General features: G+C 68.3%; 22 protein-coding genes and 3 tRNA genes. 8 read left to right on the top strand and 17 right to left on the bottom strand.

The genetic code is table 11. From position 1 onward, the window contains the following. Positions 1-181: 181 nt before the first annotated feature. From HNR28_RS03985 to HNR28_RS03975, 3 genes are all read right to left on the bottom strand, one after another. Complete coding sequence (locus HNR28_RS03985; protein WP_151023836.1) at positions 182-1,051, bottom strand: DMT family transporter; 870 nt, start codon at positions 1,049-1,051, stop codon at positions 182-184. Positions 1,052-1,452: 401 nt separating this feature from the next. Beyond that, the gene (locus HNR28_RS03980; RefSeq protein WP_151023837.1) at positions 1,453-1,956 is read right to left on the bottom strand and encodes a GNAT family N-acetyltransferase; all 504 of its coding nucleotides are present in this window, start codon (positions 1,954-1,956) and stop codon (positions 1,453-1,455) included. Beyond that, positions 1,953-2,234 (bottom strand): type II toxin-antitoxin system TacA family antitoxin, encoded by a 282-nt coding sequence (locus HNR28_RS03975; protein WP_151023838.1) that lies wholly within the window; start codon positions 2,232-2,234, stop codon positions 1,953-1,955. Before HNR28_RS03975 ends, HNR28_RS03980 begins: the two co-directional genes overlap by 4 nt. A gap of 911 nt (positions 2,235-3,145) precedes the next feature. Here HNR28_RS03975 and HNR28_RS03970 point away from each other — a divergent pair. Further along, positions 3,146-3,832, top strand: coding sequence for a metallophosphoesterase (locus HNR28_RS03970; protein WP_151023839.1), 687 nt, complete (start codon positions 3,146-3,148; stop codon positions 3,830-3,832). 108 nt (positions 3,833-3,940) lie between these two features. Here HNR28_RS03970 and HNR28_RS03965 read toward each other — a convergent pair. After that, positions 3,941-4,017 (bottom strand) — tRNA-Met (locus HNR28_RS03965). 286 nt (positions 4,018-4,303) lie between these two features. Here HNR28_RS03965 and HNR28_RS03960 point away from each other — a divergent pair. After that, positions 4,304-5,833: a sensor domain-containing diguanylate cyclase gene (locus tag HNR28_RS03960; protein ID WP_170288409.1), complete on the top strand. Its 1,530-nt coding sequence runs from the start codon at positions 4,304-4,306 to the stop codon at positions 5,831-5,833. Positions 5,834-6,104: 271 nt separating this feature from the next. Here the strand turns inward: HNR28_RS03960 and HNR28_RS03955 are convergent, their stop codons facing one another. The 6 genes from HNR28_RS03955 to mnmH all read right to left on the bottom strand — a co-directional run bounded on the left by HNR28_RS03955 (position 6,105) and on the right by mnmH (position 13,013). Next, complete coding sequence (locus tag HNR28_RS03955; RefSeq protein ID WP_151023841.1) at positions 6,105-7,907, bottom strand: FMN-binding glutamate synthase family protein; 1,803 nt, start codon at positions 7,905-7,907, stop codon at positions 6,105-6,107. Positions 7,908-7,980: 73 nt separating this feature from the next. Beyond that, positions 7,981-8,469, bottom strand: coding sequence for a DUF3293 domain-containing protein (locus HNR28_RS03950; RefSeq protein WP_184142517.1), 489 nt, complete (start codon positions 8,467-8,469; stop codon positions 7,981-7,983). 140 nt (positions 8,470-8,609) lie between these two features. After that, entirely contained in the window at positions 8,610-9,248 is a 639-nt protein-coding gene (locus HNR28_RS03945) for a DNA-3-methyladenine glycosylase I (protein WP_151024825.1), read from the bottom strand. A gap of 39 nt (positions 9,249-9,287) precedes the next feature. Next, complete coding sequence (locus HNR28_RS03940; protein WP_151024826.1) at positions 9,288-10,814, bottom strand: helicase HerA-like C-terminal domain-containing protein; 1,527 nt, start codon at positions 10,812-10,814, stop codon at positions 9,288-9,290. Positions 10,815-10,840: 26 nt separating this feature from the next. After that, the gene (gene selD, locus HNR28_RS03935; protein ID WP_043681623.1) at positions 10,841-11,902 is read right to left on the bottom strand and encodes a selenide, water dikinase SelD; all 1,062 of its coding nucleotides are present in this window, start codon (positions 11,900-11,902) and stop codon (positions 10,841-10,843) included. Positions 11,903-11,936: 34 nt separating this feature from the next. Next, positions 11,937-13,013, bottom strand: a complete 1,077-nt coding sequence (gene mnmH, locus HNR28_RS03930) for a tRNA 2-selenouridine(34) synthase MnmH (RefSeq protein WP_151024827.1) — start codon at positions 13,011-13,013, stop codon at positions 11,937-11,939. A gap of 205 nt (positions 13,014-13,218) precedes the next feature. Between mnmH and HNR28_RS03925 the strand changes: the two genes are divergently transcribed. Then, entirely contained in the window at positions 13,219-14,436 is a 1,218-nt protein-coding gene (locus HNR28_RS03925; protein ID WP_170288475.1) for a GDSL-type esterase/lipase family protein, read from the top strand. A gap of 35 nt (positions 14,437-14,471) precedes the next feature. On the opposite strand, the gene HNR28_RS03920 is transcribed toward HNR28_RS03925, so the two are convergent. From HNR28_RS03920 to rnr, 5 genes are all read right to left on the bottom strand, one after another. Next, positions 14,472-14,547, bottom strand: a tRNA-Val gene (locus HNR28_RS03920). A gap of 103 nt (positions 14,548-14,650) precedes the next feature. Next, a complete protein-coding gene (locus HNR28_RS03915) occupies positions 14,651-14,929 on the bottom strand; it encodes an HU family DNA-binding protein (protein ID WP_043681629.1) in 279 nt (92 codons plus the stop codon). A gap of 252 nt (positions 14,930-15,181) precedes the next feature. Continuing rightward, entirely contained in the window at positions 15,182-16,423 is a 1,242-nt protein-coding gene (locus HNR28_RS03910) for a cystathionine gamma-synthase family protein (protein ID WP_151024829.1), read from the bottom strand. Positions 16,424-16,596: 173 nt separating this feature from the next. Further along, positions 16,597-17,349, bottom strand: a complete 753-nt coding sequence (rlmB, locus tag HNR28_RS03905) for a 23S rRNA (guanosine(2251)-2'-O)-methyltransferase RlmB (RefSeq protein ID WP_170288477.1) — start codon at positions 17,347-17,349, stop codon at positions 16,597-16,599. A 208-nt stretch (positions 17,350-17,557) separates the two neighbouring features. Then, positions 17,558-19,999: a ribonuclease R gene (gene rnr, locus HNR28_RS03900; RefSeq protein ID WP_184142513.1), complete on the bottom strand. Its 2,442-nt coding sequence runs from the start codon at positions 19,997-19,999 to the stop codon at positions 17,558-17,560. Between the two features lie 108 nt (positions 20,000-20,107). Between rnr and HNR28_RS03895 the strand changes: the two genes are divergently transcribed. From HNR28_RS03895 to HNR28_RS03885, 3 genes are all read left to right on the top strand, one after another. Beyond that, positions 20,108-20,192, top strand: a tRNA-Leu gene (locus tag HNR28_RS03895). Between the two features lie 392 nt (positions 20,193-20,584). Continuing rightward, the gene (locus HNR28_RS03890) at positions 20,585-21,436 is read left to right on the top strand and encodes a helix-turn-helix transcriptional regulator (protein ID WP_151024831.1); all 852 of its coding nucleotides are present in this window, start codon (positions 20,585-20,587) and stop codon (positions 21,434-21,436) included. Positions 21,437-21,792: 356 nt separating this feature from the next. Next, entirely contained in the window at positions 21,793-23,838 is a 2,046-nt protein-coding gene (locus HNR28_RS03885) for a TonB-dependent siderophore receptor (RefSeq protein WP_244978174.1), read from the top strand. A gap of 188 nt (positions 23,839-24,026) precedes the next feature. Here HNR28_RS03885 and HNR28_RS03880 read toward each other — a convergent pair whose 3' ends face one another. Both HNR28_RS03880 and HNR28_RS03875 read right to left on the bottom strand, forming a co-directional pair. Further along, positions 24,027-24,176: a hypothetical protein gene (locus HNR28_RS03880; protein WP_170288476.1), complete on the bottom strand. Its 150-nt coding sequence runs from the start codon at positions 24,174-24,176 to the stop codon at positions 24,027-24,029. Positions 24,177-24,235: 59 nt separating this feature from the next. Continuing rightward, on the bottom strand, positions 24,236-24,457 hold the full coding sequence (locus HNR28_RS03875; RefSeq protein WP_151024832.1) for a hypothetical protein: 222 nt from the start codon (positions 24,455-24,457) through the stop codon (positions 24,236-24,238). A gap of 191 nt (positions 24,458-24,648) precedes the next feature. On the opposite strand from HNR28_RS03875, the gene HNR28_RS03870 reads away from it, so the two are divergent. Together HNR28_RS03870 and HNR28_RS03865 are read left to right on the top strand one after the other, a co-directional pair. Beyond that, positions 24,649-25,419, top strand: a complete 771-nt coding sequence (locus HNR28_RS03870; protein ID WP_151024833.1) for an SDR family NAD(P)-dependent oxidoreductase — start codon at positions 24,649-24,651, stop codon at positions 25,417-25,419. 260 nt (positions 25,420-25,679) lie between these two features. After that, a complete protein-coding gene (locus tag HNR28_RS03865) occupies positions 25,680-26,525 on the top strand; it encodes a substrate-binding periplasmic protein (RefSeq protein WP_211369316.1) in 846 nt (281 codons plus the stop codon).

The raw sequence follows: 26,525 nt of genomic DNA, 5'->3' as shown, positions 1-26,525 counted from the left end.
CTGCATTCGGAATCACGGTAGCACGTGGCATGCCTGGATGCACGTGGCTGGACGCACGTCCCTGGATGCGCGCGTCCGCCCGGAGGGCCGGGGTCATGCGGGCCGCTCCTGCCCCGCACGTCCCTGGATGGGCGCGTCCGCCCGGAGGGCGCCGGCGGCATGCCGGCCGCCGCGCTCCTGCTCAGCGGCGCCGCCGGGTCGACAGGGCCACGTAGATGCCGCTGGCGGCGATCGTCAGCGCGCCGACGTAGAACCAGGCGTCGGGGAGCTCATCCCAGAAAAACCAGCCGAGCAATCCCGCCGATATCAGGCCGAAATAGTCGAACGGAGCCACCACCGAGGCGGGCGCGATGCGGAACGCCTGGGTGATCAGCCCCAGCCCCGCCGTGCTGCAGAGGGCGATCCCGATGAAGCCGGGCAGGTGCGCCCAATCGATCGGCTTCCAGACGAGGGCCAGGGGCAGTCCGGCGAATATCAGCTGGCCGAGGACGATGTGGAACATCGTCGTGAACATGCTTTCGCGGGCGCCGATGCGCTTTGCGCTGACCATCATGACGGCGTAGCCGAGCGCGGTGGCCAGCGGCAGCAGGGCGGCCCACTGGATGTTGCCCGGACTGGGCCGGACGATGACCATGACGCCGGCAAATCCGGCCAGGATCGCCAGCCAGCTGCCTTTCGAGACCTTTTCGCCGAGGAAGGCGACGGAAATGGCGGTGACGAACAGCGGCGCGCAGAACGCGACGGCGGTGTTCTCGGCCAGCGGAAGCATCGTCAGGCCAAGGTAAAAGCAGGAAGCGGAGGCGACGTTGAGGGCGCCGCGCAGCAGATGCACGCCGATGTGCTGGGTGCGCAGCGCCGTGCGCCCACTCAGGAACAGTACCAGCGCGGCGACCAGGGGAAGGGCGATGAGCGCGCGCAGAAAAAGGAGCTGGAGGGGGGAATAGAAGGCGCCCAGCCACTTGGCCAGGCCGTCGCTGATGGTCAGGCAGAATATGCCGACCAGAATGCAGCCGATGCCAGCCCGGATGCTGCTTTGCGGTGATGCTGCCATGCTCGTGGAACTCTGATGCGGTGGGTGGGGCCGGCGCGGCGCGGCAACGGGATGCCGGCCGGGGCGCCGGCCAATCGCGTAGAGTAGCGTTCCGCGGGAGGGTGGGCAAGACGGGTGGGCAAGGCGGGCGGGCAAGACGGGTGGGCACGGCGCGGCAATCCGTCAGAAACCGAGCCGGCCAGGAATGGAAAAGGGCCTGGCGATCAATCGCCAGACCCTTGGTGTCCCTGGTGGCGCATCCCTGATGCGAACAGGGGACTTGCGGATCATGATTCAGTTTGATTGTGCAGCATTGGTGTGGCTTTGTCTTTGCAATCAAGTGGTTAGATCAGTCATCCGTCGCTACGCTATGGATACGCTATGTTTTGCTATGCGGTTGACGCTTGGTTGACACTGAAATGCTACTTTGGAGAAGTCCGGACAGTCGCCAGTGGCAGGAACAGGGTCAGTGGTGAATCAGGCAAAGCAATGAAGCCATGATGTTGATAGAAGGCTGAGGCTGCATCGTCCTTGGCATCCACCATCATGGCAAAGGCCGCAATCTCTGCTCTGGCAGCGCGATCAAGCGCATCGGCCAGCAGCGCACCTCCTAGCCCCTGTCCTTTGAAATCTTGATCGACGGCCAAGCGGCCCATACGAACCGCTGGAACAGTCGGGTAGCGAGGCAGTTTTTTACCGATATTGGCGGGAAGATCAGTTAGCAAGACACTGGAGGAAGCCACGGTGTAATAGCCCGCAATACGCTGATCATCAGCCAATGCAACATAGCAAGCAGCGACACGACGGCGAACATCCTGCGAGGCGTGCGTCTGCAAGTAGCGATTCAGGGGTTCCGAATCACTATTGAATGCAGCGCGATTGTGCGTGCTATCCAACAAAACAAGCTGGAACGGCATACTGCTCATTCAGCACTCAGGAGTTTGCTACGGCGAGCAAAAGCGCGCTTCAAGGCAGGTGTTTGCTTGGGTGGTGACAGCAGCGCCTGTGCAAAGCACTCCTGATCGGCCATCGACAAACGGATGACCTCGGCCTGTTCGATGACGCGTTGTGCAGCGTCCTGGACAGCGGTGACCACGAAGTCGGTCATGGTGCGCCCCTGAAGCTCAGCGGCGCGTTTGAGCATCGAATGCAGATCGGTACTGATTCGGGCTTCGAGACGGGCGGTAGAGATGGTTGCAGGCATGGTAAGAGACCTCCTTGAAAAAGGATACGGCAAATTGCCGTACATGTCAACCATATGCACTCTTGGGCATTCGCGCAATTTGTGATTCTGATCTCAAAGTTTCCTGAAGATCCAGGAAGCTATCCACCATAATCCTGAGCCGATCAGAACCAGCACAATCAGCGTGATCAGATAGACCCACGCAGTAGACAAAAACAAAAAAACACGACCCATGCCGTGTGCACAAGCAACAATAATTCGATCTAGAAATTGCATCAAGCCAAGCCTAATTTAATCAGAAATCACAAACCAAGAGGCTATGAGGCTGTTTGAAAATTCCCATACATAGCCAGAATCCTGGCTATTTCCTCATGATCTTTAACGCGCAACTTGGCACGTTTCTGGGCCAGACGGCTTCTCTCTGCTCTCAGCGCTTGCATAGTCACACCATCAAGTCTGTCTTGCTCCAATTCATCATGAATTTTGGCAGAGATCTGCGCTATTTCAGCACCAATAGCGTCACGAGCGCACTCATAGGCGATGGATTCTTCTTGAGTCCATTCCCGCTGCCATCCCCCTCGAATAGGCCACCAGCCAGCCCAGTCTGCGTACACGTGCCAGTGAGGCAGCGATACTAATAATAGTACTATTATTAGTATCAAAATTTGGTCATGACCAAATCGCAGTGGCTGGGAATGATGCCCCCAAAACCTTTGTCATGACAAAGGTTCACTGCTCCTGCCCTGGCACAGATTCGCTTCGCCGGGTACTCGCCCGGTCCCGGCAAGCCGGGCTGCGGTTTCCGTGCCCGTCCTTGACATGGCAGGCATCGGCTCGGTACGTTATAGCGATCAGATGGCGTTAGGACATGACGACCTGGCCATGATCACGTCGCCAAGACAAATTCAGCGTTACCGTCCCCCGGCAAAAGCATGACCTTCTGTAATCCCCTTGTGCAACGGTTCAGCGCCAACGAGTCAGGCCGAGACTTCGCGGTGGGCGATATACACGGCTGCTTTAGCAAGCTGGAAACTGCCTTGCGGGAGATCCGGTTTGCGCCAGAATTCGACCGGCTGTTTTCGGTGGGTGATCTGGTGGATCGCGGGCCGGAATCCCAGCATGTGCTGGATTGGCTGGATCGACCCTGGTTTCATGCCATCTGTGGCAACCATGATTTGATGGCTTGGCGCAGGGCCGTCGGTGATCCGTATCCTGCGGTCGATCATGTGAAGCACGGCGGCCAATGGCTGGATCAGCACAGCAAGGCCAAGCAGGAGCGCATCGCGCAGCGTCTACGCGAGTTGCCGCTGGCGATGGAGGTGGGCACTCCGCAAGGTGTGGTTGGCATCGTACATGCCGATTTCCCGTATGACGACTGGCAGGCCATCCATCATGAACGATTCAGCGCCGGCGATCGGGAGACCTGTCTGTGGTCGGCGGATCGCTACCGCACACGGTACATGCAGCCCATCAGAAATGTGCGCGCCGTAGTCCATGGGCATGTCACCCTGTCCAGAATGGCGCAGTTGGGCAATGTCTTCTACATCGATACGGGCGGTTGGCGTGAGGGTGGGCAGTTCACGCTGCTGGACTTGCAGACGCTGAAGGTGGCCGGCTGATCCTGCGTGCTGATCCTGCGTTGACACTGGGTTGACAGTCAAGCCGCAGGCAACAAAAAAGCCACCGCAAAGAGTGGCTCTGATGCCCTGATCCAACAGGAAGAATTCTGGTGGCGCATCCCTGATTCGAACAGGGGACCTGCGGATTATGATTCCGTCGCTCTAACCGGCTGAGCTAATGCGCCAAAGCACGCCATTATAGGGGGTGAATTTTCGGCGCGCAAGTCGCTCCCCCCGGGGGCTCCCCCCCGGACAGCCAGGCCGGATGGAAATGCCCCGGCTGCCTCCCAAATAGAAATGTCCGGTTCAAGGGACGGCGGCGGCGTGTGGCGCCGCAGGATGCCGGGGAGCGCCCAGCCCGGCTGGCGTATAGTTCAAATTTAAAGAAAAAATCGGAGCGGGCTCGACCCCGCAGGGAGAGGCAGGCGGATGCGCATCCGACGATGGGCCGGGAGATTGGCCGGGATCAACTTGCGGCATCTCATCCTGTCGCTGGCCGTGTTCAGCGCGGCGGTGATGCTGGCGGGCGGGATGGCGGGGGCCTACCAGGTGCAGCGCCAGCAGCTGATGGCGAGCACGCTGGACGCCAACGAGGCCTTTGCCGCCAAGCTCGCCAAGACCACGTCCGATCTGCTGCTGCGGGCGCAGAGCAATCTCGCCTATGCGGCCGACCAGATGGAGCGCTCGGGGATGGCGCCGGCCGTGCAGCAGGCCGAGGTCGACCGGCTGCGCCGCCTGGAGCTGGGGTTCAATGCCGTGACGGTGGTGGACATACGGGGCATCGTCCGCGCGGCCGCGCCGGAATCGCTCGGCCTGAAGGGCCGCCAGCTGGATTCGGCGCAGTGGCGCGACCTGGTGGACGAGCGGGTGTCGACCATCAGCGCGCCGTTCGTGACGGTGCTGGGCAATCTGGCCATCGTGATCTCGCAGCCGCTGTTCGAGGCCGGGGGTCGTCCCGTGGGCCGCCTGTCGGCGACGATGTACCTGCGGGCCGACGGCGGCCTGCAGCGCCTGGCGCGCGAGCAATATTTCCGCGACGGCACCTACGTCTACGTGGTCGATTCGAGCGGGCGGCTCCTGTACCACCCGGAGACCGGGCGCATCGGCACGGTGGTGCTGGGCAATCCCGTGATCGAGGCCGTCCGCAAGGGCCGTTCCGGCCAGATGCGGCTGGTCAACAGCCGCGGCGTGGACATGCTGGCCGGATATGCCCACGTGGCGGCGGCCGACTGGGGAGTGGTGGTGCAGCGCCCCGTGCACGCCGCCCTGCAGGGGCTGAACGACCTGATGCTGCGGGTGCTGGGGCTGACGGTATGGCCGGCCCTGGCCCTGCTCGCGCTGCTGTGGCTGCTGTCGGGCTGGATCTCGCGCCCGCTGGGCGAGCTGTCGCAGATCATCCGCGATGGCGACCAGGAAGGCGGCCTGCGGCGGATCGCCGCGGTGAACTGCTGGTATCTGGAGGCGCAGCGCCTGCGCGGGGGACTGCTGGAAGCGTATGGGCGGGTCCGCACCCAGATGGGCGAGCTCTACAGCGCCGCGAATACGGATCCCCTGACGAGGCTGGGCAACCGGCGCGGGCTGGAGACCGCCTTGAAGGCCCTGGACGAACGGCGGCAGCCATTCGCCATGGTGGTGCTGGACATCGATTTCTTCAAGCGGGTGAACGATCGCCATGGCCACGACGTGGGCGACCGGGTGATCGCCGGCGTGGCGGATCTGATGCGGGCGCAGGCGCGCCAGGAAGATGCGCTGTTCCGCCTGGGCGGCGAGGAATTCCTGGTGGTGCTGCCGGCGACCGATCTGGACGGAGCCCTGCGGATCGCGGAGCGCCTGCGGGCCGGCATGGAGCGCGCGCGGATGCTGGGCGACGAGGTCGTGACCCTGTCGGCCGGGGTGGCCGCCTGGGACGGCGGCGCCGCGGAGCAGACGCTGAAGGCCGCCGACCAGGCCCTGTACCGGGCCAAGCAGGGCGGACGCAACCGGGTGGAAGCGGCCCCCTGAATGCGAAGGCCCCGCCTTTTGGCGGGGCCCTGCTGCCGCTGTGGGCAGCTGCACCGCATGGGAGCGGTGCAAAGTCAACGCCTTCGAGGCGTGATGGACTACCATCGGGTAGCGATTCCAGTATAGATCGGCCGGAATTCCAGACCATAGGTGAATTCCCTGATTTCGCTGTTTCCCTCGTTTTCCATCCAGGCGGGGGCCGCTGGGCACCGGGCCATGGAACCCTGCCGTGCGGCGCGCAGGCGGCTTCGCCCGGGGCCTGCAGGCGCCCTCACGCCGTGTCTTTCGCCCCGGCACTCGCCCCGTTTGCCGCCGAGGCCCGCACCGCGTTGCGCACCGTGCTCCGCGCCGCGTTTTCCGCCCCGTTTTCCGCCCCGTTTGCCGCGGCATCCGTCCCGGGCTGCGCGGCCGGATCCCGGTCCGGCGCGGCGGTGGTGTCGGCATGGCCGGACAGGGCCGCGCTCAGGCTGTAGAGCGGCTCGAAGGATTCGGCCTGCGCCATCGGCCAGGCGGTGCGAAAGATCGTGTTGCGGAAGCGGCCTTCCAGCAGCTCGCCCTTTTCCAGGTCGGGAAACAGGGCGGACAGGACGCGCACTTCGCCGTTGGCGATGCGCCGCGCGATGTGGTGCGGGCGCAGCTGGTTGGGATGGGTCAGGCCGGCCGCGCCGAGCAGTTCGCCCAGGGCCTTGAGCGTGTTGGCGTGGTAGTTGGCCACGCGCACGGATTTGTCGGCCACCACCAGGGCCTGCTGGCGCTTGGGATCCTGCGTGGTGACGCCGGTGGGGCACAGGCCGGTGTGGCAGGTCTGGGCCTGGATGCAGCCGATGGCGAACATGTAGGCGCGGGCGCTGTTGCACCAGTCCGCGCCCAGGGCCATGATGCGCGCCATGTCGAAGGCGCTGATGACCTTGCCCGAGGCGCCCAGCCGGATGTGCTCGCGCAGGCCGATGCCCACCAGCGTGTTGTGGACCAGGCGCAGGCCTTCGCGCAGCGGCGTGCCGACGTGATCGACGAATTCGATCGGGGCCGCGCCCGTGCCGCCCTCGGCGCCGTCGACCACGATGAAGTCGGGCGTGATGCCGGTGGCGAGCATGGCCTTGGCGATGGCGAACCATTCCCAGGGGTGGCCGATGCACAGCTTGAAGCCGACCGGCTTGCCGCCCGACAGTTCGCGCAGCCGCGCGAGGAACCGCATCATTTCGATGGGGGTGCCGAAGGCGCCGTGGCTGGAGGGGGACACGCAATCCACGCCGACCGGCACGCCGCGCGCGGCGGCGATTTCCAGGGTGACCTTGGGCGCCGGCAGGATGCCGCCGTGGCCGGGCTTGGCCCCCTGCGACAGCTTGAGCTCGATCATGCGGATGTTGTCGCGGCGGGCCATGTCGGCGAACCGCTCCTCGGAAAAGCGGCCGTTCTCGTCGCGGCAGCCGAAGTAGCCCGAGCCGATGTTCCAGATCAGGTCGCCGCCGTGCTCCAGGTGGTAGCGGCTGACGCCGCCTTCGCCCGTGTCGTGGGCGAAGCGGCCGAGCGCCGCGCCCTTGTTCAGGGCCATGACGGCGTTGGCCGACAGGGCGCCGAAGCTCATCGCGGAAATGTTGAAGACCGACAGGCTCACGGGCTGCCTGCAATCCGGCCCGCCGACGGTGATGCGGAAGTCGCTGTCCGGGACGTGGGCGGGCACCATGGCGTGGTTGATCCACTCGTAGTCGTTGCCGTAGACGTCGCCCTGGGTGCCGAAGGGGCGCTGGTCCATCTGCTGCTTGGCGCGCTGGTACACGAGGGAGCGGTCCACGCGCGAGAAGGGCAGCTTGAGCGTGTCGTCCTCGAAGAAATACTGGCGCACCTCCGGCCGGACGTATTCAAACAGGAAGCGCAGGTTGCCGATCACCGGGTAGTTGCGGCGGATGGCGTGGCGGGTCTGGCGCAGGTCGTAGATCCCCAGCAGGCTCAGGCCCAGGAACAGCAGACAGGGCAGCCACCAGGCGGCGCTGAAGGACAGGGCCAGCAGGGCGCACAGCAGGGTCAGGGCGATGACGGCGTGGAAGGTGGTGTGGCGGGTGAACAGGCGGGACATGGACGGGCTCCGGGGCGTCGGGCGATCCGCCTACCTTAGCAGATGGGCGGCGGTCCGCATCGGCCGGCCCGTTTCAGTCCGCCCCGTGTCCGTCCGCCCCGTGTCCGTCCGTGCCGGCGGGCCCGCATCGAGCGGTCCACGCCAGCCGCGCCACCGTGTCCGGTCCGCACCAGACCAGGGCGTTCTGCCCGAAGCGGCGCGCCAGCCGCAGCCCCGCGTCCAGCGACAGGCCCGGGATCCACAGGCTGGGCTCGTCGGGCCACAGGCCCCGCGGGTCCAGGCCCCGGCCCGGCAGCCAGGCGTGGCCCAGCCCTGCGACCGCCCGCCGCAGCGCGCGCAGGCGGCGGGCGTTGGCGGCGGGGCGCAGGCGGCGGCTGCGCGGGTTGCAGGCGGTGAGGAAGACGCCGCCGTGCGGCGCGAGGGCGCGCAGCGCCGGATGCGCCTGGCCGATGCGCAGCACGAGCGGCGGGTCGGTGTCGATGCGGTAGTGCGCGGCCCGGTAGGCCTGCGCCAGCGGCGAGGCGGCCGGCCCCGGGGGCGCGCCGCGGGGTTCCGTGAGCATGGGGCGATGTTCCATGGGCGTGCTGCGGTGTGCCATGCGCGCGTTGCGGTGGTTCATGGGGGCGCGTTGCGGTGCTTCATGTGGGTGCGCTGCGGTGCTCCATGTGCGGGCGCGCGGCCTCGTGGACCCCGGCGCCCCGCCTAACCCGCCAGCGCCCGATGGCGGTGGCAGTCCGTGGTGTGGTCCATCAGGCAGCCGATGGCCTGCAGGTAGGACTGGCAGATGGTCGGGCCGACGAAGGTGAAGCCGTGGCGCTTGAGCAGGCGGCTCAGGGCCTCGGCCTCGGGGCCGGCGACGGGCGCGTCTTCCGGGGCCGCGTAGTGGTGGATGACCGGCCGGCCGCCGACCACGGACCAGACCAGGCCGACCGGGTCGGGCAGGGCCAGCCAGGCGCGGGCGTTGGCGCCGGCGGCGCGCAGCTTGAGCCGGTTGCGGATGAGGGTGGCGTCCTGCATGCGGTCCTGGACCCAGGCCTCGTCGGTGCGCGCCAGGGCCTCGGGGTCGAAGTCCAGCAGCGCGGCGCGCAGGGCCTCGCGCCGGCGCAGGATGGTGATCCAGGACAGGCCCGCCTGGAAGCCTTCCAGGATCAGCATCTCGAACAGGTGCCGGGGGTCGCGCGAGGGCACGCCCCATTCGCCGTCGTGGTAGCGCACGTACAGGGGATCGTCGGTGCACCAGCGGCAGCGCACGAGGTCCGCCGCGGCGGGGGCGGCGGACGAGGTCGCCGGTGCGGCGGGCACGGTGGCCGGCGCCGCAGTTGCGGGGGATCGGGTCGACATGCGCGTCCTGTCCTGCATCATGGGCTCGGTCGCGTGGCCTCAGCGCCGCCGGCCGCCGACCAGCGAGCCCAGCAGGCCGCGCACCAACTGGTTGGCGGCGTTGCGCACCATGCTCTTGGCGACCGACTGCACCACCCCGTCGCGGCGTCCGCCGCGCGGCCCGGTGGAGCCGAACAGGAAATCGCCCAGGACGCCGGCGATGCCGTTGCCCTCGCCTGCGGGCGCCTCGGCGCGGCCGGCGCCGTCAGCGGCGGCGCCGCGCGTCCCGGCGGGCGCGGCCTCCCCGGACTGGGCGCGCCGCAGCAGGATCTCGTAGGCGGATTCGCGGTCCAACGCCTGGTCGTACTTGCCGGCCAGCATGGAGGCGCCCAGCAGGGCCTGGCGTTCCGCCGCCGTGGCCGGCCCGATGCGGCTGCCGGGCGCGGCCATCCAGACGCGCTGCGTGGGGGTGGGCTGGCCCTTGGAGTCCAGCAGGGACACCAGGGCCTCGCCCACGGCCAGTTCGGTGATCGCGGCCTCGATGTCCAGCCCGGGATTGGGCCGCATGGTCTGCGCGGCGGTCCTGACGGCCTTCTGGTCCCGCGGGGTGTAGGCGCGCAGGGCATGCTGCACGCGGTGGCCCAGCTGGCCCAGCACGGTGTCGGGGATGTCGGCCGGGTTCTGGCTGACGAAATACACGCCCACGCCCTTGGAGCGGATCAGGCGCACGACCTGCTCGATCTTTTCCAGCAGGGCGGCGGGCGCGTCCTTGAACAGCAAATGGGCCTCGTCGAAGAAGAACACCAGCTTGGGCTTGTCCAGGTCGCCCACTTCCGGCAGGCGTTCGTACAGGTCGGCCAGCATCCACAGCAGGAAGACGGCGTACAGGCGCGGGGACTGCATCAGCCGGTCGGCGGCCAGGATGTTGACCATGCCGCGCCCCTGGGCGTCGGTGCGCATCCAGTCGAAGACGTCGAGCATGGGCTCGCCGAAGAAGGTGTCGGCGCCCTCGGATTCCAGGCGCAGCAGGCTGCGCTGGATGGCGCCGATGGACGCGGCGGACACCTGGCCGTAGCGGGTGCGCAATTCGGCGGCGTGGTCGGCCACGTGCTGCAGCATGGCGCGCAGGTCTTTCAGGTCCAGGATCAGCAGGCCCTCGTCGTCGGCGACGCGGAAGGCCAGGTTCAGCACGCCTTCCTGAGTGTCGTTCAGGTCCAGCATGCGCGCCAGCAGCAGCGGCCCCAGGTCGGACACCGTGGCGCGGATCGGGTGGCCCTGCGCGCCGAAGATGTCCCAGAGCGTCGTCGGGCTGGCGCCCCAGGCGGGCTCGGGCAGGCCCAGGTCGGCCAGGCGCCGGGCGAGCTTGGGCGAGGCGGCGCCCGCCTGCGAGATGCCCGAGAGATCGCCCTTGACGTCGGCCATGAAGACTGGCGTGCCGATGCGGGAGAACGATTCGGCCAGGACCTGCAGGGTGACGGTCTTGCCGGTGCCGGTGGCGCCGGTGATGCAGCCGTGGCGGTTGGCCAGCTGGGGCAGCAGGGCGGCCTGGACGTCGGCGTTGCGGGCGATGATCAGGGGATCGGCCATGGGGACTCCGGGGCGTGGGACGGCAATCAGGATACTCGAATATGGGCGGGGCCGGCTTCCAGGCGGCCGATGCGCGCGGCCTGCGCGAAGCCGTCGGCGCGCAGCAGGGCGAGCACCTCGTCGGCGGCTTCCGGCGCGCAGGCGACCAGCAGGCCGCCGGAAGTCTGCGGGTCGGTCAGCAGGGCGCGGGCCTCGTCGGGCAGGCCCGCGTCCAGGGTGGTTTCGGCGCCGCAGGCGTTCCAGTTGCGCTCGGACGCGCCGGTGCGGATGCCCTCCCGGGCCAACTCGGGGGCGGGCGCGAGCCAGGGCAGCCTGGCGTAGGACACCTCGGCGCGCAGGCCCGAGCCCCGGCACATTTCCAGGGCGTGGCCCAGCAGGCCGAAGCCGGTCACGTCGGTCAGGGCGTGCACGGCGTCGAGCCCGGCCAGGCGCGCGCCCGGAGTGTTCAGCCGGGTGGCGCTGTCGATCATGGCGCGGTAGCCCTCGGCGCCGAGCCGGTCCTTCTTCAGCGCGGCCGACAAAATGCCCACGCCCAGCGGCTTGCTCAGGATCAGGACGTCGCCCGCGCGGGCGCGGTCGTTGCGCTTGATGCGGTCCGGGTGCGCCAGGCCGATGACGGCCAGGCCGTAGATCGGCTCGACGGAGTCGATCGAATGGCCGCCCGCGATGGGAATGCCGGCCTGCTGGCAGACCGAGGCGCCGCCCGCCAGGATGGCGGCGATGGTGTCGTGCGGCAGGGCCTTGATCGGCATGCCGACGATGGCCAGCGCCAGGATGGGGCGCCCGCCCATGGCGTACACGTCCGACAGCGCGTTGGTCGCGGCGATGCGGCCGAAGTCGCGCGGATCGTCGACGATGGGCATGAAGAAGTCGGTCGTGGCGATCAGCGCCTGCTCGTCGTTGAGGCGGTAGACGGCGGCGTCGTCGGACGACTGCGTGCCCACCAGCAGGTCGGGAAAGGATCCGGCGGGCAGGGCGTCGCGCATCAGGCGCGCCAGCACGTCCGGGGCGATCTTGCAGCCGCAGCCGCCGCCGTGGGACAGCGAGGTCAGGCGGGGAACGGAAGTCGGGGTGTCGGGAGCGTTCATGGAGGCGGATGATCCGGGAATGGAAGGGCGCAGTTCAGGCCGGGACGCGCAGCTGTTCGATCAGGGCGCGCGCCTGGGCATGGCCGTCGTCGGCGGTGGGGTCGTAGTCGAAGGTCGCGGCCTCGCCCAGGCCGGCGTAATGGGAGTCGCTGCTGCGGCGGTAGGCGGGGTCGTAGTGGGTTTCCACCAGCGCCTGGAACAGTTCGGCGCGCCGGCCCGCGGCGATCAGCGCCTGCCAGTCGCGCACCGTCTGGCGGCTGTGCAGGCCGATCAGCCGCTCCAGCGTCCGGCCGAAGTCGTCGGGCGCATCGAACAGGTGGGCGTAGTCCTGCAGCAGGAACGAGACCCGCTGCTGCAGGGCCGCGCGCACGCGCACGCAGCGGCCGGCGTGCATGGCCTGCAGCAGCGTGTCGGGCAGGCTCAGCTGGCCGATGCGCCGGCTTTCGGCCTCGACGAAGACGGGGCGGGCGGGGTCCAGGGCCTCGATGGCCCGCAGCAGGGCGGACTCGAAGCCGCGCTGGCTGGGCTGCGGCCGGTCCGGCAGCGCGCCCAGCAGCGAGCCGCGATGGCGCGCCAGGCCCTCCAGGTCGAGGATCTGGGCGCCGGCCGCGCCCAGCGATTGCAGCAGGCGGGTCTTGCCCGAGCCGGTGGGGCCGGTCAGCACGATGCAGTCCAGGCCGGCCGGGCGGGTGGCGAGCGTGTCGATCACGTGGCGGCGCCAGGTCTTGTAGCCGCCGTCCAGCTGGCGCGCGCGCCAGCCGATCAGGTTGAACCAGGCCGTCATGGCGCCCGAGCGCTTGCCGCCGCGCCAGCAGTAGATCAGCGGCCGCCAGCTGCGCGGACGGTCGGCGAAGATCGTCTCCAGGTATTCGGCGATGTGGCGCGCGACCAGGGCGGCGCCCAGGCGCGTGGCCTTGAAGGGCGATTCCTGGGCGTACATGGTGCCGATCAGGACGCGCTCCTCGTTGCTGAGCACGGGTGCGTTCAGGGCGCCGGGGATGTGGTCGTCGGCGTATTCGGCCGGCGTGCGCACGTCGACGATCTCGTCGAACTGGCCAAGGGCGTCCAGGCCGCAGCGCTGCGAGCCCGGGGGATGCGGTGTGGGGTTCATGGCGGGGATTGTAAATCCGCGCGCAGACGGATGCCGCCGCACGCCGCCGACTCGGCTACACTGGAACGCGCTGGAACGTGCCGCCGCGATGGCCTGGGTGCCGCGCGGCGGCCCGCCAGTCCGTTTCGTTCCGGTCAAGTTCTCCGGGGAGACTTCCATTCGCCCGATCACACGCATCAAGGCGGCGCGCCTGCTGCCTTCGTTCATGGCGGCGCTGCTCATGGCGGCGGCCTGCCAGATTGGCCCCGCGCGGGCGGCCTCGCCCGGCGCCTCCGGCGCTTCTCCGGCCTCCCGGCCGGCGCACGCCCAGGCGCTGCGGGATTTCGGCGATCCCCGCGCCGGCCGTCTGGCCGAGCGCTTCTGGGCGGTCGAGGCCGGCCGCTCCGAGCGGCCGTTCGCCATCGTGCAGTTCGGCGATTCGCACACGGCTTCCGACGCCTTCACGGCGGGGCTGCGCGTGGGCCTGCAGCAGCGCCTGGGGGATGCCGGCGTGGGCTGGCTGCCGCCCATGGCCGTGCCGGGGCAGGGCCATCAGCGCGTCAATCTCGAATCGCAGGGCTGGCGGCTCACCAGCAGCCTCGACCAGGCGTCCGACGCCTTTCCGCTGGGAGGCGACATCGCCTCGCCGGCGCAGGCCGGCGCGGTCACGCGGGTGGCCTCCTGGGCCCCGGACCAGTCCCCTTACCTGGCGACCGTGCTGGTGCGCCCCGGTGGCCGGTCGGGCCTGTTCGTCGAAAATCCCGACGGGCGGCGGCTGCCCCTGGATGGCGGCGAGCCGGTCGGCGGCTGGTCCTACGTGCAGGTCCCGGTGCGGCTGCCGTTCCAGATCGTGGCGCCCGCGGCGGGCGCCGCCGAAGTCGGCGGGATCTGGCTGCGGCGCGCCGACACGAGCGGCGCGCTCGTGTCTCCCATCGGCGTCAACGGCTCGCGCCAGGACATCTGGACGCGGTGGTCGCCCGGCTGGCTGGACCAGTTGAGGCGGTCGGGCTCGGACCTCGTCATCATCGCCTACGGCACCAACGAAGCCTTCAACGGCCAGCTCGATCCGCAGGCTCTCGCCGCCGGCCTGGCGCAGGGCATCCGCCAGGTGCGCCAGGCCCTGCCCGAAGCCGCGGTGCTGCTGCTGGGGGCGCCCGGCGCCCTGGATCCGGGCAAGCCTGCGGCGCTGCCTTGCGGCGAGCGCGGCGTGCCGATGCACGAGACGGTCAAGCGCGTCCAGCTCGACGTGGCGCGCCAGGAAAAGACGCTGTACTGGGATTGGGAGGCCGCGATGGACGGGGACTGCCCCATGCTCGACTGGCAGGCGCGCGGCTGGGTGGGACCCGACCTGATCCACTTCACGCAGGAAGGCTACCGGGAAAGCTCGCGGCGGTTCTATCGGGCGCTGATGAATTTCTTCGAGCGCAGCCGCGGCCGGCGCTAGCGGGCGGACTGCCGCGGGGCCGGCGTGCCGGGCCGTGGTGGGTGCTGAGGGGCTCGAACCCCCGACCTACGCCGTGTAAAGGCGCCGCTCTACCAACTGAGCTAAGCACCCGGCCGTGTGGCGCCCGCCGGACCTCCGGCAGGCGTGGCATTGTAGCTTGAAAAAGCAAAAGGCCACCGTATCGCGGCGGCCTTTCATGCGATGCGGCGCTGGATTACTTGGCGTTCACGGCGTCCTTCAGGGCCTTGCCCGGACGGAACTTCGGCACGCGGGCCTTCTTGATCTTGATTTCCTCGCCGGTGCGCGGATTGCGGCCGGTGCGCGCGGCGCGCTCGGACACGGCGAAGGTGCCGAAGCCCACCAGGGTGACCGAGCCCTTCTTCTTCAGGGTGGTCTTCACGGCGCCCACGAAGGCTTCCAGGGCGCGGCCCACGTCGGCCTTGGAGAGATCGGTCTTGGAGGAAATATGCTCGATCAGCTCGGTCTTGTTCATTGATGAAATACCCCTGAGGTTTATTGTGGCCTGGCGGACGATCCGCCAGACGTTTGATGGATGATGGTCTGTCGCAGCCAAGCCGATCCGGTTTCCGCGGCCGTAATGCGGCGGGACCCCCGGTTCGGAGGCTAAGGCGTATTAAGCCTTTGAATGCCTGGAGTGTCAAGAACAAATCACTGGAAACCCGCGTGGTTCCTGACGTTTGTTAAAAATCCCGTCATCGGGTAGGGGTATACCCCCAAGCCCGAATCAGGCCCCCACGGCGTCCAGCGCCCGGGCGAAATCGCCGATCAGATCGGCTTCGTCTTCGATCCCCACCGAGATTCGCAGGAAACCGTCGGGGATGCCCATGAGGGCGCGGCGCTCCGGCCCCATTTCGTAGTAGATGGTGTGGGCGGCGGGCAGGACCAGCGTGCGGTTGTCCCCCAGGTGCGTGGCCAGGGCGGCGACGCGCAGGCGGTTCAGGCAGTCGAAGACGTCCACGTGGTCGTGCAGCTCGACGCCCAGCAGGCCGCCGTAGCGGCCGCCGAACCACTGCGTGGCGCGCGCGTGCTGCGGGTGGCTCGGCAGGCCGGGATAGTGGACCCGGCTGACCTGCGGGTGCGTTTCCAGGAAGCGCGCCAGCGCCAGGGCGTTGGCGCAGATGCGGTCCATGCGCAGCGCCATGGTCTCGGCCCCCGCCGCGATGCGGTGGGCCACGTCCGAGGACAGCGTGCCGCCCATGTCGCGCAGGCCTTTCTTCTTGATCTGCAGCAGGCCCCAGCCGCGCGGGTCGCCCTTGCGGTATTGCTCGTAGATGTGCGGGAAGCCGGACCAGTCGTACAGCCCGGTCTGGGTGACGGCGCCGCCCAGGGCGTTGCCGTGCCCGCCGATGTGCTTGGACAGGGAATTGACCACCAGCGAGGCGCCGAAATCCCGGCCCGGGGCCAGGTAGGGCGAGGACAGGGTGCTGTCCACCACGTAGACCAGCCTGCGCGCGCGGCACAGTTCGCCGATCGCCTTCAGGTCGGCGATCTGGGTGCCGGGATTGGCGATGGTCTCGACGAAGACCATGCGGGTGTCGGGCCGGATCGCCGCCTCGACCTGGGCGGCATCGGTCGCGTCCACCAGGCTCAGCTCCACGCCGAAGTTCTCCAGCGTCATCAGCAGGCTGTTGGTGTTGCCGAAGATGTACTTGCTGGCGATCAGGTGGTCTCCCTGGCGCAGCAGGGCGAAGAAGATGGCGTTCAGCGCCGCCATGCCGGTGGCGAAGGCCACCGTGGCCTGGGCGTGTTCCATGTCCGTGACCTTGGCCTCCAGCGAGGCCGTGGTCGGCGTGCCTTGGCGGGCATAGGTGTAGCCCGCCTTGCCCTGGAACACGGCGGCGAGCTCGCGCGCGTCGGTGTAGGCGTATTCGGTGGACGGATGGATGGGCTGATGGATGGCGCCGTGCTCCAGCTGGGCGCGGTGGTCGGCGTGGACGAGCCGGGTGGTGAAGCCTTGATCGGACATGGGAAGACGGTGCGGTCGGATTGAAATGGAAAGGCGCGGCCCCTGCGGGCGCGCCAGCCGGGACATTATGCGCTTTTTTGCCATGGGGCCGCGTCATATGGCAACAGCTCCCGTGGGGACGGCGGGCGGCCAGCAGGGAGGCCTTGCGGCCACCCGGGCCGCGCGGCTCGGGCTCAGGCCGGCGTCAGCCGTTGGCGCACGGTCTCGTACAGGCAGACCGCGCTGGCGACGCTGACGTTCAGGCTTTCGACGGAGCCCCGCATGGGGATGGACACCAGTTCGTCGCAGGTCTCCCGGGTCAGGCGGCGCATGCCTTCGCCTTCGGCGCCCATCACCCAGGCCATGGGCCGGCGCGCATCGACCTGGTGCAGGCCGTGCGGCGCGGCGTCGTCCGTGCCCACCAGCCAGATGTCGCGCTCGCGCAGGGCGCGCAGGGTGCGCGCCAGGTTGGTGACCGTCAGATAGGGCACGGTGTCGGCCGCGCCGCAGGCCACGCGCTGGACCGTGGCGTTCAGGCCCACAGCCCGGTCCTTCGGCGCGATCACGGCGTGCACCCCGGCGGCGTCGGCCGTGCGCAGGCAGGCGCCCAGGTTGTGCGGATCGGTGACGCCGTCGAGCACCAGCAGCAGGGCCGGCTCGCCGCGGTCTTCCAGGGCGTCCAGCACCTCGTCCGCCGAGACGGCCAGGGGCCGGGGGCGGGCCAGGGCGACGATGCCCTGGTGGCGCACGCCGCGCGCCAGGCCTTCCAGGCGCTGGGCGTCGGCCGCGTGCCAGCGCACGTTCGCGGCTTCCAGCTGTTCGATGCAGCGCTGCATGCGGGCGTCCTGGCGCGCGGTGTCCAGGTAGACCTCGCGGATGGAGTCCGGGGCGTGGCGCAGGCGCGCCTGCACGGCGTGGAAGCCGGCGAGGATTTGTTGGGATGACATCGGGCAAGGCCTATCGGGAGTGGGCGGGGCGGCCCGCCGCGCGCGGCGGCGGAGTCCTTGCCGGAATTGTAGTGCTTGCGGGGAAGGTGTTCGCCGCGAGGGCATGTAGGGAAGGACCCGCTTGGGAGGGGCTGCGTGGGCGGCGGGCGCCGGGGACGCATTCTCCGTCCCCGGCGCCCGCCGCCGGCCTCCCGGGCCGCGGACCGGATCAGGACCGCCGCTTGTGCGGCGTTTCCTGGCGCGCGGCGCGCTTGGCCTCGGCGCGGCGCTGGCGCGCCGTGGTGCCGCGCAGGGCGGCGGGCTTGGCGCCGGCGGCCTTCTTGTGCGGCCGGGAGGTGGAGGAGCGCGGCTCGCCTTCGATCTCGGCCTGGAGCGACTTGAAGTCCTCGCCCTTGACCGGGCGGAAGTCGATGCGCCGGGCTTCCAGGTCCACGCGCGACACCTGGACCTGAAGGGCGTCGCCCAGCTGGTAGCGCAGGCCGGTGCGCTCGCCGCGCAGTTCGTTCAGGGCCTCGTGGTACTGGAAGTAGTCGCCGCCCAGCTCGGAGATGTGCACCAGGCCTTCCACGTAGAGCGTGTCCAGCGTGACGAACACGCCGAAGCTGGTGACGCTGCTGATCCGGCCGCTGAAGACTTCGCCCACGTGCTCGCGCACGAACCAGCATTTCAGCCAGGCCTCGACGTCGCGCGAGGCCTCGTCGGCGCGCCGTTCGCGGGCCGACAGCAGGGCGCCCAGGGCCTCCCAGGCATCGTGCTCGCGGACCTTCGCGGGCAGGGCGGGATCGGCGGGCTGGCCGGGCAGCACCGGCGGCTGGTAGCGGCGCTGGTGCAGGATGCCCCGGATCACGCGATGCACCAGCAGGTCCGGGTAGCGCCGGATGGGCGAGGTGAAGTGCGCGTAATGCGCGTAGGCCAGGCCGAAGTGGCCGGTCTGCTCGGGGCTGTAGATGGCCTGTTGCATCGAGCGCAGGCACATCGTCTGGATCGAGGCGAAGTCCGGGCGCGCCCGGCTGGCCTGCATCAGGCGGGCGTAGTCGGCGGTCGAGGGATCGTCGCCGCCGTCCAGGGTCAGCCCCAACTGGCGCAGGAAGGCGCGCAGCGTCTCCAGCTTTTCCGGGGTCGGGCCGTCGTGCACGCGGAACAGCGCCTGGGCCTTGTTGCGCACGATGAAATCCGCCGCGCAGGTGTTGGCCGCCAGCATGCATTCCTCGATCAGGCGGTGGGCGTCGTTGCGCGCGTAGGGCTCGATGCGCTCGATGCGGCCCAGCGGGTTGCAGACGATGCGGGTCTCGATCGTGTCGAAGTCGATGGCGCCGCGCTTGCGCCGGGCCTGCTCGAAGGCCTGGAACAGGTCGTAGGCCGTCTGCACGTGGGGCAGCAGATCGCCCAGGCTCTGCCCCGCCGGGCCGCCGGGCTGCTGCAGGGCCGTCCAGATGTCGGTGTAGGTGGTGCGGGCGTGGGAATGGATGACGGCTTCGTAGAACTGGTAGGCGGTGACGGTGCCCGCCTTGGCGCCGCCCGCCGGGATCATCATGTCGCACACCATCACCAGGCGGTCGACGTCCGGATTGAGCGAGCAGATGCCGTTGGACAGGGCTTCCGGCAGCATGGGGATGACGCGGCGCGGGAAGTACACGCTGGTGCCGCGGTCCAGGGCGTCCTCGTCCAGCGCCGTGCCGGGCCGCACGTAGTGGCTGACGTCGGCGATGGCGACCAGCAGCCGCCAGCCGGGCCGCGCGCGCTTGGCCGTGCCCAGGTCGGCGGGCATGCAGAACACCGCGTCGTCGTAGTCGCGGGCGTCCTCGCCGTCGATGGTGATGAAGGGCACGTCGCGCAGGTCGATGCGCCCGGCCCAGTCCTCCGCGCGCACGTGGTCGGGGATCGAGGCCAGCTGCCGGCGCGTGGCGTCGGAGAATTCCACCGGCACGTCGAACTTGCGCACGGCGATCTCGATCTCCATGCCGGGGTCGTCGATCTCGCCCAGGACCTCGATCACGCGGCCCAGGGGCTGGAGATAGCTGGCCGGCTGGCGCAGGATCTGCACCGTGACCACCTGGCCGGGCTCGGCGCCCGCCGTGTCCTGGGGAGCGATCAGGATGTCGTGCTTGATGCGCTGGTCCTCGGGCGCGACGATGAAGGCGCCGTGCTCCTTCAGGAAGCGGCCGACCAGCTTCAGCGTGCGCCGCTCGACGACCTCGACGATGGTGCCTTCGGGGCGGCCGCGGAATTCGCCGGATTCCTTTACCCGCACGCGGTCGCCGTGCAGGACCTTCGCCATTTCGTGGGGCGACAGGAACAGGTCCTGGCCGCCTTCGTCGGGGACCAGGAAGCCGAAGCCGTCCCGGTGTCCCTGGACGGTGCCGGTGATGAAGTGCGTGTTGTTGCAGATTTGCAACCTTCCCTGGGGGTTGTAGCGCAGCTGGCCGTCGCGTTCCATGGCCTTGATGCGGCGGATGAAGCCCGTGGACAGGGGGATCGCGGCATGGGTGGCGTCGGCGAGGGCTTCCAGGGACAGGGGCTTGCCCGCCTCGCGCAGGGTGTCCAGCACCTGCTCGCGGGTGGGGACGTCGGGGTCGAAATCAGAGGGGAGACTGTTCGCTGGCGGGTTGGAAGCGTCGCGGTTATTGTCGTTGTTGGTTCGCTTTTTCAAAGGCTGTTTGCATCCAAAAAAATTGTGTTGTATAGTTCTGTCTTCGCTGAACGACGCGCCAAACAACGCAGCGGATCGGCGAAGACAATAGCATACACGTTATGCAGTGCCCAGGTGGCGGAATTGGTAGACGCGCATGGTTCAGGTCCATGTGCCGCAAGGTGTGGAGGTTCGAGTCCTCTCCTGGGCACCACTTCTTGGTTTCAAGAAGTCCAATGCAGTCCGATGTCCTCCGGCATCAAAAAGCGAAACCCGCATAGACACTCAGTCTTGCGGGTTTTTTGCTTTGTGCGGGTCTGCGCGGCCGGTGTTCATTTGGTCGAAGCCGCCGGTTTCGGGCTGAAACGATCCGTCTGATGTACCCGTTTGAGTACCTTGGCCGTGGAGCAGACGTGAGGGCGAGACACGGGAGCACCCGCACCGGGCGGAACTGTAGCCGATAAATAAGATTGATTCTTATTTCCAGTATAATGCCTTCGCATGGAAAAATCGGACATTTCCCGCACCGTCCGGGTCGGGCATCCCCGCATGCTTCGCCCGGTGGAATCGGCGGGGGATCCGGAGCATTTCCGTTCAGGATGAACGATGCAGCCTTCTCAATGGTCACGGCGGTTTTCCGCGGACATGACGATGTCGGCGGGATCGGTCGTGCTGGAAGATGCGCTGGAAGTGACCGCGCCCGTGTTCGAGGGCCTGCAGGTCATCGTGTCGCTCAACAGCCGGCTGCGCAGCCGCGTCAATGGCCGGGCTCCCTTCGAGATCGCGGAGCCGGGCGCCTATCTGGTGGTGGCTTCCGGCCGGCACGAGGGCTACGATCGGCTCGAACCGGGCACGCTGCAGCAATTCGTCCGTGTCGGCATCGAAGCGGGAAGCGCCGCGCGCCACGGGTTCGATCTGCATCGGATCGCCCGCAGCGGATGCAGGCGCTTGTACGGCGAAGACATCACCGTCTTGCATCGCCCCTTGACTCCGGCGCTCAAGGCCATTGCGATACAGGCCCTGATCTGCCCGTTCGGGGGGACGATGCGGGACGTCTACCTGGCGGGCAAGGGGCTGGAATTGGCCGCGGTCGCCCTGGAGGGCCTGGCCGATGGAAACGATGCCCGCAAGAGGCGGCTGACCGGGGCGGATACGGAACGCCTCTGGTACGCCCGCGAGCTTGCCGTTCGGCATCACCAGGAACCGCTCACGCTGCATGAATTGGCCCGACGGGCGGGGATCAACGTGAACAAGCTGAATGCCGGATTTCAGCAGTTGTTCGGCATGAGCGTTTTCCAGTACGTCCAGGACCACCGTCTCAAGCAGGCCTACCAGATGCTTTCGACCGGCACCTATTCGGTGTCCGAGGTCGCCGCGTTCGTGGGCTATGCGATTCCGCATTTCTCCGTGCTGTTCAGGAAGCGCTTCGGCTTCTCTCCGAAGCAGCTGAAGAACTGATCCGGTTCCCCGGGCGCTGGCCTGTGAAGACGGGCCCATCGTCCCGCAAGCTCGTCTTCCCCGGGAAAAAACGAAAGTAATGGTGCCGTTCGCTTAAGAACTTTCGAGGCAGCATCCCTAAACTTCGATGAGATCAATTCTCATTCAATATGTAATCAAGGATGCTCCCGATGCTTATCCCGGACCGGCCGCTCGTCCGCCCCCTTCTCTTGCCCTCCCGGAGCGCCTTGCCGGCAGCGCTGGCAATGGCCATGCTGTGCGGGCTGCCGACGCAGGCCTGCGCGCAATCGGCGTCCACCGCCGGGGGCGAAGCGGCGACTTTGCCCGCCGTGACCGTCCGGGGCCAGGCCCCCGGCATGCCGACGGAGGGAACGGGCTCCTACACCGCCGCGGGCGCGACGGTGGGCTCGAAAATCCCGGCCACGCTGAAGGAGACGCCGCAGTCGGTGTCGGTCATCACGCGCCAGCGCATGGAGGATCAGAACCTCGCCACGCTCGATCAGGTCATGGGCCAGGCGACGGGGGTGACCGTGGACCTGAGCGGCACCGCCGTCATCCCGACGTACTACATCCGCGGCTATCCCGTCGAGTATTTCCAGTACGACGGCGTGCCCATTCAGACCGGCGGCGCGTCATGGTCCCAGCCCGACATGATCATGTTCGACCGGGTGGAGGTGCTGCGCGGCGCGGGCGGCCTGTTCAACGGCGCCGGCCAGCCGGGCGGCGTCATCAATCTGGTCCGCAAGCGCCCGTTCGCCGACCGGCAGTTTTCGGGTTCTTTGAGCGCGGGTTCCTGGGATGCCCATCATGGCGAACTGGACTACAGCACGCCGCTGAACCAGAGCGGCTCCGTGCGGGGGCGCCTGGCGGCGGCCTACGACGACCGCAAATCCCCTGTCGATTACGCCAACGGCCAGCGCACCTCGCTGTATGGGATCATCGAGGCGGACCTGACGCCGCAGACGACCGTTTCCTTTGGCGGCGGGTATCAGAAACGGGATTGGCTGCCGGCGATGATGGGCGTGCCGCGCTACAGGGATGGCGGCGATCTGGAACTGCCGCGCAGCACGTTCCTGAGCACGCCGTGGACGCGCTGGGACTTCGAGACGACGCAGGTCTTCGCCGACCTGACGCACACGTTCGATCCCGCCTGGGAACTCAAGCTCAGCGCGGTCTCCGACCACGAAACCAGCGATCTGAAATATGCCTATGTGGCGGGTGCGGTGGACCGGACCACCCTGGCCGGGCCGATGCTCAGCGGGGGTGCGAATGCCTACGACAATGCGCAATTGGGGCTGGACGCGAACCTGAGCGGCGCATTCCAGGCCTTCGGCCGCCGCCACGAACTCGTCCTCGGCGCCAACTGGTACGACCGGACGGCCGACTCGCAAGGCGGGCGGCTGGCCGGCTTCGGCGGAACGCCGGTCGACGTCTTCGATTTCGATCCCTCGTCCATCCCCGATCCGGGCGAGCCCGCCTGGACGAGCGACAGCCGCAGCAAGACCCGGCAGTACGGCATGTATGGTGCGACCCGGCTCAGGTTGGGCGATCCCCTGACCCTGCTGTTGGGCGGGCGGGTCAGCTGGTGGGATACGCAGGCCTACAACCGGCTGACCGGCGCACAGACCTCGGATTACGAGCAGGATGCGCGCTTCACGCCTTACGCCGGCATCGTCTATGACGTGACTCCCCATTGGTCCGTCTATGCCAGCTATGCCGACATCTTCCGCGTCCAGAGCAACTACAAGGACGAGAACGGCAGCGGTCTGCCCCCCGTGACCGGCGCCAGCTACGAGGCGGGCGTCAAGGGCGCCTATTACGGCGGCCGGCTCAATCTCGCTTTTTCCGTGTTCCGCATCGAGGAAACGAACCGCGCCGTCCAGGTGACGCCCACCGTGATCGATGGCTGCTGCCATGCGGCCCACGGCAAGGTCCGCAGCCAGGGATTCGAGGCGGAGATTTCCGGGGAAGTGCTGCCCGGCTGGCAATTGGCGGCGGGCTACACTTTCAATACGGCCAGATACCTGCGGGACGCGACCTATGAGGGACAGCCATTCCGCAGCATCGCACCGAAGCATTTGCTGCGTCTATGGACTTCGTACCAGCTGCCCGGGCAATGGAACGCCTGGAACATCGGCGGCGGCGTCGACGTGCAAAGTGGCACCTACAGCCAGGGAGGCAATCCGGGCGTGCGCGTCAGCCAGGGCGGATATGCCGTTGCCAGCCTGCGCGCGGGCTACCGGATCGACAAGACGTGGTCCCTGGGGCTGAACGTCAACAATCTGTTCGACAGAAGGTATTACTCCCGCCTCGGCTCGGCAGGCGCGTTCGGACCGGCGAATTTCGGCAACGTGTACGGCGAGCCGCGCAGCGTCACGCTCACCCTGAGGGTGAAGCTGTGAGCGGGCTTCCGGCCGATGTGCGGCCGGTAAGAAGGCAGCAAGGCGGATGGACATGGCACGGCGGCGTCCGCTCTGGCTGCGGATCATGGAGGAGAGATGCGCCGCGGGCCATCGCAGTGCAGCGCCGCGGGCCACGGCAGCCGCAAGCCCCGTGGCTGTGAAAGCGCCGTGGGCTAGGCCGTCATGGACTATGTGCGCGAGTCCGGCCGCCTGACCACCCTCATCGGCGGCTTTTCCTTGGGCGGCAGCTTGACCTCGTCTTCATCGGGCTGGGGCACGTCGTCGGGCTCCGGTTTGGGCACGGTGGGCTCGGGAGGTTCGTTGGTGTGGTCGCTCATGGCATCTCCTTGCAATCGCCGCGGGGCGCCGGGCCGGAGCAATTCGCATGCCCGCCGCGCTACAGCGTCGGTGTCTTGCCCGGTTCCACGGGTTCCGGCGGCCCGCCCGGATGGCCGGGGTGCGTCGGGTAAGGGGTGGGCCGTCCCGGTTTGGCCGGCACGTCGATGCCGGGTCTGCCGGCGGGCCGGCCGCCTTTTCCGGCGTCGGTGCCGGGCACCCTGCTCGTTTCGCCGGGCGGCTCGCGCTTGAGCGGATCGGTATCGGGCGTGGGCTTCGTCATGGGCATGCTCCTGCGGGGTGGACGGCAGGAAGGGGCAAGGAGTGTGCCCGGCTGCCTAGATGCCCGGATGCCCGCGCCCCCCCGATGCCCCCGATGCCCCGGATGCCCGGAGGACGGCCGCGAAGGAGTACCATCGCAGATTTGGAGGCGGGTCCGGCGACCGGCCCGCAGGCGGAGCATTCAGAGGACCTATGAACGATTCCACACAGCAACAGATCGCCCTGGTGACCGGGGCTTCCGCGGGCTTCGGCCGCGCGATCTGCGAACGTTTCCTGCGCGACGGCTACCGGGTGATCGCCGCCGCGCGCCGGATGGAGCCGCTGCTGGAACTGCGGCAACAATACGGCGAGGCGCTGCTGCCGGTGTCCCTGGACGTGCGCGACGAGCAGGCGATCGCCGCCATGAAGGCGTCCCTGCCCGAAGGCTGGCGCGACATCGACGTGCTGGTCAACAACGCCGGCCTCGCCCTCGGGACCGAGAAGGCGCAGGAGGCCGTCCTGCGGGACTGGCGGACGATGATCGACACCAACGTCACCGGCCTGGCGCTGATGACGCACGCCTTCCTGCCGGGCATGGTGGCCCGGAAGCGCGGGCTGATCGTCAACATCGGCTCGGTGGCCGGCAAATATCCCTATCCGGGCGGCAACGTCTATGGCGCCACCAAGGCCTTCGTGGCGCAGTTCAGCCGCAATCTGCGCGCCGACCTCGCGGGCACGGGGGTGCGGGTGACGGACGTGCAGCCCGGGCTGTGCGGCGACACCGAATTTTCCCTGACCCGCTACCGGGGCGACCGGCAGAAGGCGGATTCGGTCTACGCCGGCGCCCATCCGCTGGGGCCGGACGACATCGCCGAGACGGTCGCCTGGGTGGCCTCGCTGCCGCCGCGCATCAATATCAATGCGATCGAGGTCATGCCGACCTCACAGTCGTTCTCCGCGCTGACCATCACGCGGGACGCCTGACCGGGGGATCGGGACGGCCGCCGGGCGGCGCCCGGCTCGGGGCAGGCGCGGTCCCGCCAGGGCCGCCGGTCCGGCAGGCGCGGCCTTCCGCGCCGCCCGCCGCCCGGTGATACCTTGATACATGCCCTGTGCTATCCTGAACTTCTCCTCGATGCGACGGGCCGGAACAGGCCCGCGCATCCGACGGCAACCAGGGGAGGATCGGGGTGCGACGCTTGGTGACGAACAAAGGTTCCCGCGTCCGGCGATGGGCGATGTGCATGCGCAGGCTGCTGCCGGCCATGTTCGCGGTGTGCGCGTTCGGGACGGCGGCCGCGGCGGATCGCACCCTCAGCTACTTCCCCGTCGGCCCCATCTACGAATACCGCTGGAAAGTCCTCGAACTGGCGCTGGACCACGTCCGGCGGGACGAGGGCGTGGCGTTCGGGCTGCGGCCCTTCGCCGAGGACGTGACGCAGAACCGGGCCGTCAGCCTGCTGCAGGCCGGTGCGATCGACGTCATCGCGCTGGGCACCAACGACGAGCGCGAGGCCCGGATGCTGCCCGTCAAGTTCGACATTTCCCGCGGGATCGTCGGCTACCGGGTCTTCCTGATTGCGGCGTCCGACCAGGAACGGATCGCGCGCATGGACGACGAGGCGTTCAGGAAGAACCTGACCTTCGGCCTGAACGGCCAGTGGGCCGACGTGCCCGTCATGCGCGCCAACGGCTACACGGTACTGACCTCCACGGATTACGAGAGCCTGTTCGGCATGCTGGCCGCGCACCGCTTCGACGCGCTGCCCCGGGGGATCGGCGAGGCGGCGGTCGAACTCGCCGCCCGGCAGGAAGCCTATCCCCAGCTGACCATCGAGCGGACCCGCGCCCTGTTCTTCCCGTATCCCATCTATTTCTGGGTGAACCGCCAGGACGCGCAGCTGGCCGCCCGGATCGAGCGGGGCCTGCGGGCGGCCCTGGCCGACGGGTCCCTGCGCACGCTGTTCGAGGCCCATCACGCCGCGATGATCGCGGACCTCGGCCGCAGCCGCCGCCGGGTCATCCGGCTGGACAATCCCCTGCTGCCGCCGGGATCGGCGGAAATCGATACGCAATGGTGGTGGCGTTGA

The sequence above is a fragment of the Castellaniella defragrans genome (genome assembly GCF_014203015.1).
GTDB lineage: Bacteria > Pseudomonadota > Gammaproteobacteria > Burkholderiales > Burkholderiaceae_B > Castellaniella > Castellaniella defragrans.
Note: the sequence above shows the minus strand (reverse complement) of the source record. Positions and strands in the feature narration are given on the sequence as shown.